The organism is Vibrio sp. T20 (assembly GCF_007858795.1).
In the GTDB taxonomy this organism is placed as follows: domain Bacteria; phylum Pseudomonadota; class Gammaproteobacteria; order Enterobacterales; family Vibrionaceae; genus Vibrio; species Vibrio satsumensis.
In genome coordinates this window covers 64,960-80,536 of the sequence record NZ_VFEB01000219.1, presented here as the reverse complement: position 1 = coordinate 80,536, position 15,577 = coordinate 64,960, and the positions used below count along the sequence as shown (strand labels likewise).

General features: G+C 45.4%; 16 protein-coding genes. 11 read left to right on the top strand and 5 right to left on the bottom strand.

Annotation, left to right across the window (positions count from 1 at the left end; all coding sequences use genetic code 11):
• Nucleotides 1–309 precede the first annotated feature (309 nt).
• From priA to rraA, 7 genes are all read left to right on the top strand, one after another.
• On the top strand, nucleotides 310–2,511 hold the full coding sequence (gene priA / locus FTW16_RS21830) for a primosomal protein N' (RefSeq protein ID WP_146492422.1): 2,202 nt from the start codon (nucleotides 310–312) through the stop codon (nucleotides 2,509–2,511).
• A 240-nt stretch (nucleotides 2,512–2,751) separates the two neighbouring features.
• The gene (cytR, locus tag FTW16_RS21825) at nucleotides 2,752–3,756 is read left to right on the top strand and encodes a DNA-binding transcriptional regulator CytR (RefSeq protein ID WP_017103629.1); all 1,005 of its coding nucleotides are present in this window, start codon (nucleotides 2,752–2,754) and stop codon (nucleotides 3,754–3,756) included.
• Nucleotides 3,757–3,878: 122 nt separating this feature from the next.
• Nucleotides 3,879–4,418: an SPOR domain-containing protein gene (locus FTW16_RS21820; RefSeq protein ID WP_146492421.1), complete on the top strand. Its 540-nt coding sequence runs from the start codon at nucleotides 3,879–3,881 to the stop codon at nucleotides 4,416–4,418.
• Between the two features lie 223 nt (nucleotides 4,419–4,641).
• Entirely contained in the window at nucleotides 4,642–5,190 is a 549-nt protein-coding gene (hslV, locus tag FTW16_RS21815) for an ATP-dependent protease subunit HslV (protein ID WP_004729692.1), read from the top strand.
• A gap of 58 nt (nucleotides 5,191–5,248) precedes the next feature.
• On the top strand, nucleotides 5,249–6,589 hold the full coding sequence (gene hslU / locus FTW16_RS21810; RefSeq protein WP_048605412.1) for an HslU--HslV peptidase ATPase subunit: 1,341 nt from the start codon (nucleotides 5,249–5,251) through the stop codon (nucleotides 6,587–6,589).
• A gap of 155 nt (nucleotides 6,590–6,744) precedes the next feature.
• The gene (locus FTW16_RS21805; RefSeq protein ID WP_146492420.1) at nucleotides 6,745–7,662 is read left to right on the top strand and encodes a 1,4-dihydroxy-2-naphthoate polyprenyltransferase; all 918 of its coding nucleotides are present in this window, start codon (nucleotides 6,745–6,747) and stop codon (nucleotides 7,660–7,662) included.
• Between the two features lie 73 nt (nucleotides 7,663–7,735).
• Entirely contained in the window at nucleotides 7,736–8,254 is a 519-nt protein-coding gene (gene rraA, locus FTW16_RS21800; RefSeq protein WP_017071322.1) for a ribonuclease E activity regulator RraA, read from the top strand.
• Between the two features lie 93 nt (nucleotides 8,255–8,347).
• Here the strand turns inward: rraA and zapB are convergent, their stop codons facing one another.
• On the bottom strand, nucleotides 8,348–8,590 hold the full coding sequence (gene zapB / locus FTW16_RS21795; protein WP_008219652.1) for a cell division protein ZapB: 243 nt from the start codon (nucleotides 8,588–8,590) through the stop codon (nucleotides 8,348–8,350).
• 324 nt (nucleotides 8,591–8,914) lie between these two features.
• Here zapB and glpX point away from each other — a divergent pair, with 324 nt between their 5' ends.
• From glpX to FTW16_RS21780, 3 genes are all read left to right on the top strand, one after another.
• Nucleotides 8,915–9,922, top strand: a complete 1,008-nt coding sequence (glpX, locus tag FTW16_RS21790; protein ID WP_146492419.1) for a class II fructose-bisphosphatase — start codon at nucleotides 8,915–8,917, stop codon at nucleotides 9,920–9,922.
• 198 nt (nucleotides 9,923–10,120) lie between these two features.
• On the top strand, nucleotides 10,121–10,741 hold the full coding sequence (locus FTW16_RS21785; RefSeq protein WP_146492418.1) for a helix-turn-helix transcriptional regulator: 621 nt from the start codon (nucleotides 10,121–10,123) through the stop codon (nucleotides 10,739–10,741).
• A 122-nt stretch (nucleotides 10,742–10,863) separates the two neighbouring features.
• On the top strand, nucleotides 10,864–11,211 hold the full coding sequence (locus FTW16_RS21780) for a DUF3135 domain-containing protein (RefSeq protein ID WP_146492417.1): 348 nt from the start codon (nucleotides 10,864–10,866) through the stop codon (nucleotides 11,209–11,211).
• A 61-nt stretch (nucleotides 11,212–11,272) separates the two neighbouring features.
• Here FTW16_RS21780 and FTW16_RS21775 read toward each other — a convergent pair whose 3' ends face one another.
• Both FTW16_RS21775 and FTW16_RS21770 read right to left on the bottom strand, forming a co-directional pair.
• The gene (locus tag FTW16_RS21775; RefSeq protein ID WP_060983409.1) at nucleotides 11,273–11,701 is read right to left on the bottom strand and encodes a DUF805 domain-containing protein; all 429 of its coding nucleotides are present in this window, start codon (nucleotides 11,699–11,701) and stop codon (nucleotides 11,273–11,275) included.
• A gap of 45 nt (nucleotides 11,702–11,746) precedes the next feature.
• Nucleotides 11,747–12,094, bottom strand: a complete 348-nt coding sequence (locus tag FTW16_RS21770) for a 5-carboxymethyl-2-hydroxymuconate Delta-isomerase (RefSeq protein ID WP_086715831.1) — start codon at nucleotides 12,092–12,094, stop codon at nucleotides 11,747–11,749.
• Nucleotides 12,095–12,343: 249 nt separating this feature from the next.
• Between FTW16_RS21770 and tpiA the strand changes: the two genes are divergently transcribed.
• Nucleotides 12,344–13,114 (top strand): triose-phosphate isomerase, encoded by a 771-nt coding sequence (tpiA, locus tag FTW16_RS21765; protein WP_146492416.1) that lies wholly within the window; start codon nucleotides 12,344–12,346, stop codon nucleotides 13,112–13,114.
• A 151-nt stretch (nucleotides 13,115–13,265) separates the two neighbouring features.
• Here the strand turns inward: tpiA and pfkA are convergent, their stop codons facing one another.
• Nucleotides 13,266–14,228: a 6-phosphofructokinase gene (pfkA, locus tag FTW16_RS21760; RefSeq protein ID WP_017061160.1), complete on the bottom strand. Its 963-nt coding sequence runs from the start codon at nucleotides 14,226–14,228 to the stop codon at nucleotides 13,266–13,268.
• A gap of 315 nt (nucleotides 14,229–14,543) precedes the next feature.
• The gene (gene fieF / locus FTW16_RS21755; RefSeq protein WP_146492415.1) at nucleotides 14,544–15,452 is read right to left on the bottom strand and encodes a CDF family cation-efflux transporter FieF; all 909 of its coding nucleotides are present in this window, start codon (nucleotides 15,450–15,452) and stop codon (nucleotides 14,544–14,546) included.
• Nucleotides 15,453–15,577 lie beyond the last annotated feature (125 nt).

Genomic DNA, 15,577 nt, shown 5'->3' with positions numbered 1-15,577 from the left:
GTCGCTATACGATTCTAAGCCGCACACCACACGTAGTTTAAAAAAGAAATAAAGACACCGCATCGACACAAAAGAGTGATGAAGCCATACCTTTAAGGCGCAGTATAGTAATGAATCTAAAAGGCAGGATCAACTGATTTGATACATTTTTCACCAATTCTCTCTTTATTTCCTTTATCGCCCTGAGATTTCGAGCTGTCGTTGTCTGTATACGTTAACTCACCGCCTTCATCCAAACTGCTTCTCGAATTTAACCGCCTTATCCTTTAGACTGTTCGCTCTCGTCAACTCAGATAAAGCCGTCCCTTTATGCGTCCAATGATTGCCCGCGTGGCACTGCCTGTTCCACTCGACAAGCAGTTCGATTACAAGATTCCTAGCCACCTATTCCCAATTATTGGTGGACGAGTCTCTGTGCCCTTTGGACGACAAACCTTAACCGGTATTGTAACGGCTCTGGTTAACGAATCAGAATTCGATCTAGACAAACTCAAACCCATTAAAGCCCTATTAGATAATCAGCCAGTTTGGCCGGAATCTGTCTATTCACTATTAATGTGGTGCAGTCAGTTTTATCAGTACCCACTTGGCGAAACCTTTGCTAACGCCCTACCAAGCGCTTTACGTAAAGGCAAAGCCGCAGACTTCGCAACTTTGGTTGAGTGGCAGTTAACGCCATCAGGCAGAGACCAGCTGATGCAGGGCTTTGGTCGCGCGGTCAAACAAGCCAAAGTAATGCACATGCTTGAGCACGGCCCAGTTCCTCATCAAGAGTTCATTGATGAAGAGGTTGGCAGCGCAGTCCTCAAGACGTTAGAAGAGAAAGGCTGGATTGAATCGGTAGAGAAGAAACCGAAACGTCAGCCGTGGCCAGTGGATCTTGAAAACGACCAAGACAAACCTAAGCTCAATGCTGAGCAAGCTATTGCGATTGCGACCGTAAATAGCCAGACCGCCTTTGGTTGTTTCCTGTTAGAGGGCGTTACTGGCTCAGGTAAGACTGAAGTTTACCTGAATATGATCAAACCGATTCTCGACCAAGGTAAACAAGCGTTAGTGTTAGTGCCCGAGATTGGCCTAACCCCTCAAACGATTAATCGCTTTAAGCGACGCTTCAATGTGCCTGTTGAGGTTATCCACTCCGGTCTCAACGATTCAGAGCGCCTAAATGCGTGGCTCTCGGCTCGCGATAAGATTGCCGGCATAGTGATTGGTACCCGTTCAGCTCTGTTCACGCCGTTTGCAGACTTGGGCATTATCATTGTTGATGAAGAACACGATGCCTCTTATAAACAGCAAGATAGTCTGCGCTACCACGCTCGTGATGTCGCTATCATGCGTGCTCATAAAGCGCAGATCCCGGTTGTGTTAGGCTCGGCGACTCCGGCCTTTGAAACTCTGCACAACGCTCAGATAGGCAAATACAGTTATCTTACTCTTACTTCACGTGCAGGTGTCGCACTGCCGACCACCAATAAGGTGTTGGATGTTAAGGGTGAATATTTAGAAAGTGGCTTGTCTGCGTCGTTGATTGCAGAAATGCAAAGACACCTCAAAGCAGGCAACCAAGTGATGCTGTTTCTCAACCGCCGAGGGTTTTCTCCGGCATTGATGTGTCACGATTGTGGCTGGACAGCCGAATGTAAACGTTGTGATGCTTACTACACCTATCACCAATACAGTAATGAAATGCGCTGCCACCACTGCGGTTCCCAGCAGCATATCGTGCACAATTGCCAAGGTTGTGGTTCAGCGAACTTAGTAACGGTAGGTGTCGGTACCGAGCAATTAGAAGCCCAACTTGGCCAACTATTCCCTGAATACAAAACCATTCGCATTGACCGCGACAGCACCCGCCGTAAAGGCAGCTTAGAAAGCGCACTAGAGTCGATTCGTAAAGGTGAATACCAAATTTTAATCGGCACACAGATGCTCGCTAAGGGCCACCACTTCCCTGACGTGACACTTGTGGCGTTATTGGATGTCGATGGCTCTTTATTCAGCAGTGACTTCCGAGCGTCTGAACGTCTTGCCCAACTATTCATCCAAGTAGCTGGACGCGCAGGGCGAGCAAGTAAGCCCGGAGAGGTGATCTTACAAACTCACCACCCAGAACATGGGTTACTGCAAGCCTTGCTTCACAAAGACTACAACCACTTTGCTCAGACCGCACTGGCAGAGCGTAAGCAGGCAATGTTACCGCCTTATACCTTTATGACTCTGTTTAGAGCAGAAGCGAATGACACACGCTTGGTGGAAGAGTTCTTGCGTCAGGTTCGTCATACACTGGAGTCACACCCACTGTTTGACCAATATTGCATGGTGTTAGGGCCAACCCCTGCACCACTGGCGAAGCGAGCGGGCAAATCTCGCTGGCAATTGATTTTACAAACACAAACTCGTTCATTAATGCAGAAGCTATTAATGAGCGCTAAGCCGGCAATTAATATGTTACCCGCCGCGAAAAAAGTTCGTTGGTCACTCGACATAGAGCCGCAAGATTTAAGCTAAACCCCTCCGGGTTAAAACTAATGATAAGTTTGTTCACAAATATTTCATATTTCTCGTGAGCAACTTCACACTAGTCATGTGATTTTTGTTAATCTAGCCGTAACTTTACACGGATTAAACGAATAAAATATTGCAATAAAAAAAGTGTTAGCAACACTTTCATAATATCTATTCGATTACATTTATTATTCACGCCTTAGATACTTAGGCGATAAAGGAACTTAAAAGAGGGTTTAATTTATGGCGACAATGAAGGATGTTGCCCAGCTAGCAGGCGTCTCAACAGCCACAGTATCACGTGCATTGATGAACCCTGAGAAAGTCTCAGTTTCAACTCGAAAACGAGTCGAAACAGCCGTACTTGAAGCTGGATACTCACCCAATACATTAGCTAGAAACTTACGTCGCAACGAATCAAAAACCATCATCACTATCGTTCCTGATATCTGTGACCCTTATTTCGCCGAGATCATTCGTGGTATCGAAGATGCCGCTGTAGAAAATGATTACCTTGTTCTACTGGGTGATAGCGGCCAGCAAAAGAAGCGCGAGTCTTCATTTGTTAACTTAGTTTTCACCAAACAAGCTGACGGCATGCTGCTGCTTGGCACTGACCATCCGTTTGATGTCAGCAAGCCTGAGCAAAAGAATTTACCGCCGATGGTAATGGCGTGTGAGTTTGCCCCTGAGCTTGAACTGCCTACGGTACACATCGACAACCTGACATCTGCATTCGAAGCGGTTAACTACCTCGCTCAGTTAGGTCATAAACGTATCGCTCAAATTTCAGGACCAGTATCAGCAACGCTGTGTAAGTTCCGCCAACAAGGCTACCAACAAGCCCTGCGTCGTGCCGGAGTATCGATGAATCCAGCTTACAGCACAGTCGGCGACTTCACCTTTGAAGCGGGCGCTCAAGCGGTTCGCCAATTACTGGCACTTCCTGAACAGCCAACCGCTATTTTCTGTCACAACGATGCGATGGCCATTGGTGCAATTCAAGAAGCGAAGAAGCTAGGCTTACGCGTTCCTCAAGACCTGTCGATTGTCGGCTTCGATGACATCCAATTCGCTCAATACTGCGATCCACCGCTAACCACCATATCTCAACCTCGTTACGAAATTGGACGTCAAGCGATGTTGATGATGCTAGATCTACTGAAAGGCAATGATGTGCAAGCAGGTTCGCGTCTGCTTGAAGCTAAATTGGTCGTTCGAGGCAGTACAGCGCCACCTCGAATGTGACCCTCAGAAATACCCTCATAAATCTGCGGCACATTTTGATGTGCCGCTTCCATTTCTGCACTATTATCCTCGCGCAATCTGGATTACCATGAGGACAGAATCAGCAACTATTGAAATGTCTTGTGGCTAATAGAGATTATGTAAAGCGCGGTCGTGGCACCAAAAAGCCGACCAAAAAACAAGCCCCTCGCCGTAAACCTTGGCGCAGTGGTCTTTTGGCGATCCTCCTTGCCGGTGGTTTTGGTTACGGACTTTACCTATTGAGTAATGATCCTGAGCCGCCAGCACCAACACCTGTGGCTACCAAACCAAAACCTAAGCCAAAACCAGCGAAAGTGATTCCACCGCCTCCCGAAGAGAAGTGGGACTACGTTGAAACGCTGCCAAGCCGCGAAATTGAAGTAAAAGCCAAAGAACAACAGATCTCTAAGATCCCTTACGTGATGCAGTGTGGCGCTTACAAAACGTCAACACAGGCAGAAACGCGCAAGTTAGATATTGCCTTCCAAGGTATCTCGAGTGAAATCCGTAAAAAAGACGGCAGTAGCTGGTACCGTGTGGTTCTAGGGCCATACAAGTTGAAGCGTGACGCAGAACGCGATCGCCATAAGCTGCAACGAGCAAAAATCGAACCTTGTGCTATTTGGAAAGACACCGAGTAGTTTTGAGTTCAGCGTCAGTCTCTGTCTTAGTAAAAGCCAAAACCAAACACCGAAAACCTCCCATTGTGGAGGTTTTCTTTTATCCCCCTCCCCTTTAGCCAAATTTCCTTACAACTTCCACCGATAAGTTGCACGACATCACTCCCCCTTCCTTGAATTATCCGAGCACCATCCTCATATACTTTTTATACCCAAAGATAAGAAATATTAAGAGGCCCTACTCGTGACTACCATTGTATCTGTACGTCGTAATAATAAAGTCGTCATCGCGGGTGATGGACAAGTATCTCTAGGCAATACTGTAATGAAGGGCAATGCCCGTAAAGTACGTCGCCTATACAACAACAAAGTACTGGCAGGTTTTGCTGGCGGTACCGCTGATGCTTTCACGCTATTCGAAAAATTTGAAAGCAAGCTGCAAATGCACCAAGGCCACCTGACCAAAGCTGCCGTTGAGCTAGCGAAGGATTGGCGTAGCGACCGTGCTCTACGTAAGTTAGAAGCACTGTTAGCAGTAGCGGATGAGACCGCTTCACTGATCATCACAGGTAACGGTGACGTAGTTCAACCTGAGAACGACCTGATTGCGATCGGTTCAGGCGGTAACTTTGCTCAAGCAGCAGCTACTGCACTATTAGAAAATACTGATTTAGATGCGCGTGAAATCGCAGAGAAGTCGCTGAACATTGCAGGCGATATCTGTGTCTTCACCAACCATCACCACACTATTGAAGAACTAGAAAGCACTGTTGAACTGCCAAAGCCAGAGTAACGACCGCTTCCATCAATAACGTTGTATTCAACAGTGATTAAAGAATTAAGGAAAAACCATGTCTGAGATGACTCCTCGCGAAATTGTTCACGAACTCAATCGCCACATAATCGGCCAAGACAACGCTAAACGTTCAGTTGCCATCGCTCTGCGTAACCGCTGGCGTCGTATGCAGCTTGAAGAAAGCCTGCGTGTTGAAGTATCACCAAAGAACATCCTAATGATTGGCCCAACGGGTGTGGGTAAAACTGAAATTGCTCGCCGTCTAGCGAAACTAGCAAACGCGCCTTTCATCAAGGTAGAAGCGACTAAGTTCACCGAAGTTGGCTACGTTGGTAAAGAAGTTGAGACCATCATCCGTGATCTAACGGACGTTGCAATCAAGATGACACACCAACAAGCGATGGAAAAAGTACAATACCGCGCTGAAGAACAAGCGGAAGAACGCATTCTTGATGCCCTTCTACCACCTGCTCGTGATGCGTGGGGTCAGAACGAGCAATCAACTGAAGACACCACCTCTTCAAACACTCGTCAGATTTTCCGTAAGAAACTGCGTGAAGGTAAGCTAGACGACAAAGAGATCGAAGTTGATGTAGCTGCACCGCAAATGGGCGTTGAAATCATGTCACCTCCAGGTATGGAAGAGATGACAAACCAGCTGCAAGGTATGTTCCAAAACCTAGCGGGCGACACCAAGAAAAAACGCAAGATGAAAATCAAAGACGCATTCAAAGCACTGACGGAAGAAGAAGCTTCAAAGCTTGTGAACCAAGAAGAGCTAAAAGAGAATGCGATCTTCAACGCAGAAAATAACGGTATCGTCTTCATCGATGAGATCGACAAAATCTGTAAGCGTGGCGACAGCTCAGGCCCAGACGTATCTCGCGAAGGTGTGCAACGTGACCTACTGCCTCTTATTGAAGGCAGCACAGTATCAACGAAGCACGGCATGGTTAAAACTGACCACATATTGTTTATCACATCAGGCGCATTCCAAGTGGCTAAGCCATCTGATCTGATCCCTGAACTACAAGGTCGTCTGCCAATCCGCGTAGAGCTTGAAGCGCTTTCAGCACATGACTTCAAACGCATCCTGACTGAACCAAAAGCATCTCTAACAGAGCAATACATTGCCCTAATGAAAACAGAAGATGTCAGCATTGAGTTCACTGAAGATGGCATCAACCAGATTGCGGACGCAGCATGGCGCGTAAACGAAACCACTGAGAACATCGGTGCGCGTCGTCTACACACTGTAATGGAGCGCCTAATGGATGAGATTTCATTCGAAGCAACAGACAAAGCTGGCAGCAAGCTAGTGATTGATGAAGCTTACGTAACATCAAAACTTGGTGAGTTCGTAGAAGACGAAGACCTAAGTCGCTTCATCCTGTAGCACACCAAACTCCAACTTATTGCTCTATCTCAAAGAAATAGCAGCTAATAAGCGAATTCAAGGCCCACTTTCGAGTGGGCTTTTTATTACCCGAAAAATGGGCGTATACTCAAATCACAGTATGAAACGAAGACTTACAAAGAATTAGACCTACGATGAAACAATCTCTACTGATTTGGCTTGATGCCGCACGACCAAAAACTCTGCCTCTCGCACTTGTCTCTATTCTTACAGGAAGTAGTTTAGCGTTCGCCGGTGGTCAGTTTTCTTTATCAATAGCATTACTGGCTTTTTTAACCGCCACCCTATTACAGATTCTATCGAACCTCGCCAATGACTATGGCGACGCCGTAAAAGGCACAGACAACAAAAACCGTCTGGGGCCTACACGTGCCATGCAATCTGGCGCGGTAACAGCGAAAACCATGAAGCAAGCGATCATCCTCAACATCGTGTTTACCGTGATTGCCGGGCTGATTCTTATTTTTCATGCGCTGAGCTCGCTCGAAAGTATCTTATCTTTCATTGCGTTAGGCATATTGGCTATTGTTGCAGCCATCGCTTACACCGTCGGTAACAAACCTTATGGCTATATTGGCCTTGGTGACTTATCGGTGTTTATCTTCTTCGGTTTGTTAGGTGTTTCAGGGACTTACTTCTTACACACTGGCCATGTTGAACCCAGCCTGTTTTTGCCTGCTTTAGGCTGCGGACTGATGGCGGTGGCGGTACTCAATATCAACAACATGCGTGATATCGAAAACGACAGCGAATGCGGTAAGCGCACCATGGCGGTTCGCCTAGGACAGCGCAAAGCCAAGCACTATCATTTTGCACTGCTTGGCCTCGCCCTTGCGTCTTTCGCTATCTACCTACTTATTCAAGAAAAACCGGCCTGGATCAGTCTGCCGTTTTTACTGAGCATTATTATCGTTTATAAGCATGGTAAGGCTGTTTGGGAAACCGAAAAACCAGCACAGATCGCACCAATGATGCCTGTGATTGTGAAATGTTCATTGGTCACTAACCTATTGTTTGCAGGGGTTGTCGTAGCTCAAACTCTATTGAGTTAATTGAGACTAATCATTGCAAAGGGATCAAGCACCGATATACTCAAAGTAAGCTCATTGTTCAAAAGGTATACGAATGGAATACAACACTTCAGCACTGTGCGACATATATTTGGATCAAGTTGATGTCGTGGAGCCAATGTTCAGCAACTTCGGTGGACGTGCATCCTTCGCAGGACAGATCACGACATTAAAGTGTTTTGAAGATAACGCTTTAATTCGCTCCGTATTAGAACAAGATGGTCTAGGGCGTGTACTGTTAATCGATGGTGGCGGATCACTACGCAAAGCGCTGATCGATGCTGAAATTGCCTTACTTGCCGAAGACAATGAGTGGGAAGGGATTGTAGTTTACGGCTGCGTTCGTGAAGTCGATGAGCTTGAAGACATGAACCTAGGCATCCAAGCCTTGGCTTCTATCCCTGTTGGAGCGAGCCAAGAGGGTGTCGGTGAGTTAGACGTTCCTGTGAACTTTGGCAGCGTGACCTTCTTACCCGAAGATTACCTCTACGCAGACAACACCGGCATCATTCTTTCAGCAGAACCTTTGGACGTAGAACTCGATCTGGATGTTGAAGAAGAAGAGGTCGAGTAATTCACTCGGCTTTGAATAATAAAACAAAGATTAAGAACAAACAAAAACGCCCGCTACTGAGTAGCGGGCGTTTTTTTAAACCTGAAGAGTCGATTACTCTACTTCATCCATTTTACCAAGAAGGTTACGGATGCGATCTTGCCATGCTGAATGCTCTTCCTGCATTTGCTGAGTTTTTTGCTCTAGCTCGTGACGGCTTGCTTTAAGCTCACCAGCTTCTGTTGCTAGTGCTTGTTTCTCTTCTTTAAGCTCTTCCACTTCCATTTGAAGAAGTGCAATTGTATCTACTGCTGTTTGAATTTTTGCTTCTAGCTGCTCTAGTACTTCAAAAGACATTCTGGCCTACCTTTAAGTTATCCGTTTGATGGTGAAGGTTCACTCCACTTATTTCCCCATTCTACTCAGCAGAGCAAGGATAAACACTCAATATATTCGATATTTTGCGCCATTCGATGAAAAAAACAGCGCTTTTTACCGAATATTGACGTGAATGATTACCACCACAACGGCAAACCGATTATTTTGATGAATAATAACTGTTTTCCACTGCGAATTGATCGAGAGCAATCTCCAAAAAACAAAAAGGCAAACGTTTCCTTTTGGATATGGTAAAATTCGCCGCGAAATTTCTATTCCCCCTTTGAAAATTTTGGAGTCCGCATGAAACGCGATTTAGCAATGTCATTCTCTCGTGTCACAGAAGGTGCAGCACTAGCTGGTTACAAGTGGCTTGGCCGTGGCGATAAAAACGCTGCAGATGGCGCTGCTGTAGAAGTAATGCGTAGCCTATTAAACAAAACCGAAATTAGCGGCGAGATTGTTATCGGCGAAGGTGAAATCGATGATGCACCTATGCTGTACATCGGCGAAAACGTAGGTGTAGGCGGCGACGCTGTCGACATCGCAGTTGACCCAATTGAAGGGACACGCATGACAGCAATGGGCCAATCAAATGCATTGGCTGTATTGGCGGCAGGCGAAAAAGGCAGCTTCCTTAAAGCGCCTGATATGTACATGGAAAAGCTAGTTGTTGGCCCTGGCGCTAAAGGCGTGATTGATCTAGAACTGCCACTCACAGAAAACCTAGAAAACATCGCTAAAGCACTAGGTAAAACACTCGATACTTTAGTAGTAACCACACTTGCGAAGCCTCGTCACGATCAAGTAATTGCCGATATGCAAGCCATGGGCGTTCGTGTATTCGCAGTACCAGACGGTGATGTTGCAGCGTCTATCCTAACCTGTATGCCAGACAGCGAAGTAGACGTCATGTACTGCATCGGCGGCGCACCTGAAGGTGTGGTTTCTGCTGCGGTAATTCGCGCACTCGACGGCGACATGCACGGACGTCTTCTACCTCGTCATGAAGTTAAAGGCGACACAGAAGAAAACCGCAAGCACGGTGAACTTGAGCTTGAGCGTTGTGCTGAAATGGGCGTAACGGCGGGTATCGTGTTGAAGATGGAAGACATGGCTCGCAGCGACAACGTTGTGTTCTCAGCAACGGGCATCACTAAAGGTGACTTGCTAGAAGGCATTTCTCGTCAAGGCAATATCGCGACAACAGAAACCCTGCTTATCCGTGGCCGCTGCCGTACTATTCGTCGTATCAAGTCTATTCACTACCTAGAGCGTAAAGACCCAGAAGTGCTTGGTCACATCCTGTAAACCTAAATTAGGTTCAACAGAACACGCGAAGGCTGATACCAAGTATCAGCCTTTTGTTTTATTAGCGCACCAGAATCTGACCATGGCTGCCAATAGAGTAAAACGCTAGCTATAGAGTAAATCCCCATCAATATAGTAAATAGTTTGCTTTATAAACACCTTACCTCATAATAGTAAGGCTCATAAGGTAGGGATAGTATGAAAACAAGCGACAAAATCTTACAGACCATCAAACGTCAAGGTGCGGTAACCGCGAAACAACTGTCAGAAGAGTTTGGCATGACGACAATGGGTGCAAGACAACATCTGCAAAGCCTGGAAGATGACGGTATTCTTGCGTTTCATGATGTGAAAGTAAAAGTGGGTCGCCCGACTCGCCACTGGTCCCTGACGCAACAAGGTCATAGTCAATTTTCCGACCGACATGGTGAACTCACCATTCAAGTGATTGATGCTGTAGAAAACCTATTTGGTAAAGAAGGATTGGCTAAGGTTGCTGCCGAACGTGAACAACACACACTCAAGCAGTATCAAACTGCGCTGTCTGATTGCGACTCACTCATCAGCAAACTTAAAAAACTCACCCAACTTCGTGAAAACGAAGGCTACATGGCAGAACTTCAAGAGCATGACGATCACTACATCTTGATCGAGAACCACTGCCCTATCTGCAAGGCTGCGACTCGTTGTCCTAGCCTGTGCCAATCTGAGCTCAATGTGTTTACTGAGTTACTCAAAGATGAGTGTCATGTGAGCCGTACAGAGCACATCATTGCTGGCGAGCGACGCTGTACTTATACCTTAACACCCACGCTTTGATCATCACGGTAAGCGGTTAATGATGTCTCAATATTGAGAAAATATAAATAGATTAAAATTCGTACAAATTTCTTTCTTAAGCTTATAGCATATGAAACACGCTTAATGCTAAGGAAGGAATCATGGCATATCCGCAACCCGCTCAAAAACTGCCACCCTTTGATGAACTGGTCCAACTCGCAAAAAGCGATCCTAAAGCATTCAACCAATTCAAACACGAGATGTGCGAGCAGATGATTTGTTCGGCTTCTGAAGCCATGCAAGACAGGCTACGCGCTCAGCAAAGTCACATCGACTTAGTGGTTAGCCGTTGTAAAAACCCACACCATGCCAATGTTGTGCTCATGCAAGAACTTCGTTGTCAGGTATGTAAATTCCAAGATGCACTCGAAGGACGTTGCAGATTCGAAGAATCTCTACCTGAGAATGTTGTGCCCTTCAGGCCGAATACAGAGCCAAAAATGTACTGAAAGTAGAATAGTATAAAAAAGAAAAAGGGGAGCGCGATGCTCCCTTCTTATCTATTCCTTGTTAATACTTACACGGGTCTTCGCCGTAGTCGTTGCGGCCTTCTGTACCTTTCAACAAGCCACACTCAATAAGAATCCATAAACCACACACTAATGCCGCAACGGTTGCCGCCATATGAACTGGCGATACCGACTCTGTGGTAGTCGCAGCCATTGGTGAAGCTAAGCGACCCAGAACTAGAGGCACATTTAACAATAACCAGTAATTCGACTTATTGCGATCGTGCCAGCGCTTAGCGGTAACCGCTAGATCTGGGATCACTAGCAGCAATAGGAAGATTGGTAGCAGGATATAAGAGTAAGCAGGGAACAATACAGAGATACCAGAAGCAAAACCAGTAATCGCTATATAGTAGAAAATATTCCAAATCCAGTAAGTCTTACGACCAATTCTCCCCTTGAAAGAGAGCAGTAATTCTTTCATCGACATCTTAAATACTCAAATTTATACGCCACTAAAAGTCAGCAGCAATGGTTAGTTTATTACTTTTTGAAAGCAACTTTTATCCATATCACGAATATTCACCGTTAAGCTTCTTACATGACTCGCTTGTTCTTGCAGGGTCTGCATTAACGATCGTGACAATTCTCGCTTTTGCTCTTCCGTTCGTCCCGAAAGTAACTCAAAGCTGATATGAATAAAGTCTACACTATCTTCCTCATCACCGACCAACCAATTATGGCAACGCAGTGAGCGAGACTTCACTGACGGCACATCAAACAAGCCACATGTGAGAGCGACTTGATGGAGATCTTCCAGTAAGCCTTGGATATTTACTCGCTCATCCACTGAATTGGAGTACTCAAGAACTAGATTCGGCATTGTTACTTCCTGTTGTTAACGCAATCGTTTGTCCCTTAATAGCAACTAACGGTGAAAAATCCGAGAAGTTAGCTATTATTCTGTCTGCCGGATCACTGATATATGCTCAAAATCTACTCTGACCATTGAGTAAGATCCAAGAAAGTCATGACCACAGTCATGATCTGTTGATATTATTCTGTTATATTATTTCGTAATAAAGTTTACTTTTTTACATTCGATTTATTTAAATACTTTGGAGATATTCCTATGCGTCATCCTGTAGTTATGGGTAACTGGAAACTAAACGGCAGCAAAGAAATGGTTGTTGAACTACTAAACGGTCTTAACGCTGAACTTGAAGGCGTAACAGGCGTAGACGTAGCAGTTGCTCCACCAGCACTTTTCGTTGATCTTGCTGAGCGTACGCTTACTGAAGCTGGTAGCGCGATCATCCTAGGTGCTCAAAACTCTGACCTAAACAACAGCGGTGCATTCACTGGCGACATGTCTCCAGCAATGCTTAAAGAGTTCGGCGCATCTCACATCATCATCGGTCACTCTGAGCGTCGTGAATACCACAACGAATCAGATGAGTTCGTAGCTAAGAAATTCGCATTCCTAAAAGAAAACGGCCTAACTCCAGTTCTTTGTATCGGTGAATCTGAAGCACAAAACGAAGCAGGCGAAACTGTTGCAGTATGTGCTCGTCAACTTGACGCTGTTATCAACACTCAAGGTGTTGAAGCTCTTGAAGGCGCTATCATCGCTTACGAACCAATCTGGGCTATCGGTACTGGTAAAGCAGCTACAGCTGAAGATGCACAACGCATCCACGCTCAAATCCGTGCACACATCGCAGAGAAATCTGAAGAAGTTGCTAAGAAAGTTGTTATCCAATACGGCGGTTCTGTTAAGCCAGAAAACGCAGCAGCTTACTTCGCACAACCAGACATCGACGGTGCTCTAGTTGGCGGTGCAGCTCTAGACGCGAAAAGCTTCGCAGCTATCGCTAAAGCAGCAGCTGAAGCAAAAGCTTAATTTAAACGTCACCGTTTAGATTAGATGAAAGGTCAACTTAGGTTGGCCTTTTTTATTGCCTGTAGTTTTTGAAACCTCAAACGACAGGTACAAAAAAACCGCTGATAAATCAGCGGTTTTTAAATATTTTCAAGCGAACGCTAAGCGTGGCTTAGAACAACTCTTCTGCAACGCGGAATAGCTCAGAACGGTCTGGGTTCTGCATGTTCTCGATACAATCGATAATGTCGTGGTGAACAAGTTCTTCTTTCTCGATACCAACACAACGACCACCGTGGCCTTCTTGAAGAAGGTGAACAGCGTAGTTACCCATGCGAGAAGCCAGTACACGGTCAAATGCAGTAGGACGACCACCACGTTGGATGTGACCAAGAACCGTTGCACGAGTTTCACGACCAGTTGAAGATTCGATCTCTTTAGCCAGTTCGTTCGCATCCATCATTAGCTCAGTTAGAGCGATGATTGCGTGCTTCTTACCTTTAGCAATACCATCTTGGATGTTGCTGATAAGCTGTTCTTTATCTAGGCCAGTCTCTGGAGTAATGATGTACTCACAACCACCCGCGATTGCTGACATAAGCGTAAGGTCACCACAGTGACGGCCCATGATTTCAACAATAGAAATACGTTGGTGAGAAGAAGACGTGTCACGTAGACGGTCAATTGAATCGATAACAGTGTTAAGCGCTGTTAGGTAGCCGATTGTGTAGTCAGTACCCGCGATATCGTTATCGATTGTGCCTGGAAGACCGATACATGGGTAACCCATTTCAGTCAGTTTCTTAGCACCCATGTAAGAGCCGTCACCACCGATAACAACTAGTGCTTCGATACCGTGCTTCTTAAGGTTCTCGATGCCTTTCTCACGAACAGCAACGTCTTTGAACTCAGGGAAACGTGCAGAACCTAAGAAAGTACCACCACGGTTGATTACGTCAGATACGCTTGAACGGTCAAGCTTTTCGATACGATCTTCAACAAGGCCTTGGTAGCCATCGTAAATGCCGTAAACTTCAATGCCAACTGATAGTGCAGTACGAACTACGCCGCGAACTGCTGCGTTCATGCCTGGAGCGTCACCACCACTGGTCAAAACACCGATCTTCTTAATCATGCTCACCCTCGATTTTTGGGAATCTATTATTCAATTCTTTTGCTTGCTGACTGTATATCAACAAGATTTTAAATCTATATTTGTGCTTTATGTTACATTTCCTCAAAGGGAATAGCACTTAAATCGCGTAAATTTATGTAACATTTCTACTTCTGTAAGAGTATTACAGTTTTACTCAATAACTTTGTTGATTCACATCAGAATCAACATTAATTGTTATCAGCTGTATTTTGTCTCACCAAAGAGCTAGCAATTTTTACTCACTTTAGTTCAAAAGCCACTCACTTACCATTTGCTACCCATTTTTTAGCACGCTTACCATGAGTGGGATTTCTGCTGCTTCTCTGGTCCAAATACGACCGAGTATGGATCTTGATGAATTAATACATCAGCATCAGGGAAAACAGAGATAAGCTTGTCTTCTACTTCGTCAGAAATGCGGTGCGCTTCAATAAGTGGGATATTATCTTCGAGTTCTAAATGTAATTGAATGAACCGAACAGGCCCTGAACGGCGCGTTCTTAGTTGATGCACACCCAATACCCCTTCCACACTCAACGATGTCTCTTTAATTAGCTTGAGCTCTTCATCAGGCAACTTCCTATCAAGCAGAGATTGAATCGCTTCCATCGCCATTTGATAAGCGCTGTAAAGAATGTAGATACCGATACCAATCGCGAATACTGCGTCTGCTTGACCGATGCCAAACCAACTAAGTGCCAATGCCAGCATGATCGCCGCATTCATATAAAGATCAGACTGATAATGAAGAGAATCGGCAGCTATCGCCTGGCTACCTGTTTGGCTCACAACGTACTTTTGGAATCGAACCAAACCAAAGGTCATTACAATCGCGAACAAGCTGACATAAATACCAACTTCTGGAGAATTCAGCTCATGTGGTCGGAAGAAACGCTCTATACCATTGAGAATAAGGAAACAAGCGGAACCAGAAATAAACATCGCTTGTGCTAATGCGGCAAGAGATTCAGCCTTACCATGGCCAAAGGTATGCTCTTTATCAGCGGGTTGCAGAGAGTAGCGAACGACGACGAGGTTGACTACAGAAGCGGCGATATCCAACAGTGAATCAACAACAGAAGCTAATAAACTGACTGAACCTGTCACCCACCACGCTGCAACCTTCACAACCAATAATATGGTAGCAATGATGGTGGCTGCCCAAGCGGCGAGCGTAACTAAACGTGCATATTTTTGTTTCATAAATTGGCTATAAAGTGACTGATAGCACAAAGTATAACCCGCAAACAACCGATTGAATATGACAGCCATGATGTAAAATATTCATTTTTAAGGATCAAAAAAAGCGGCACACAGCCGCTTCTTTG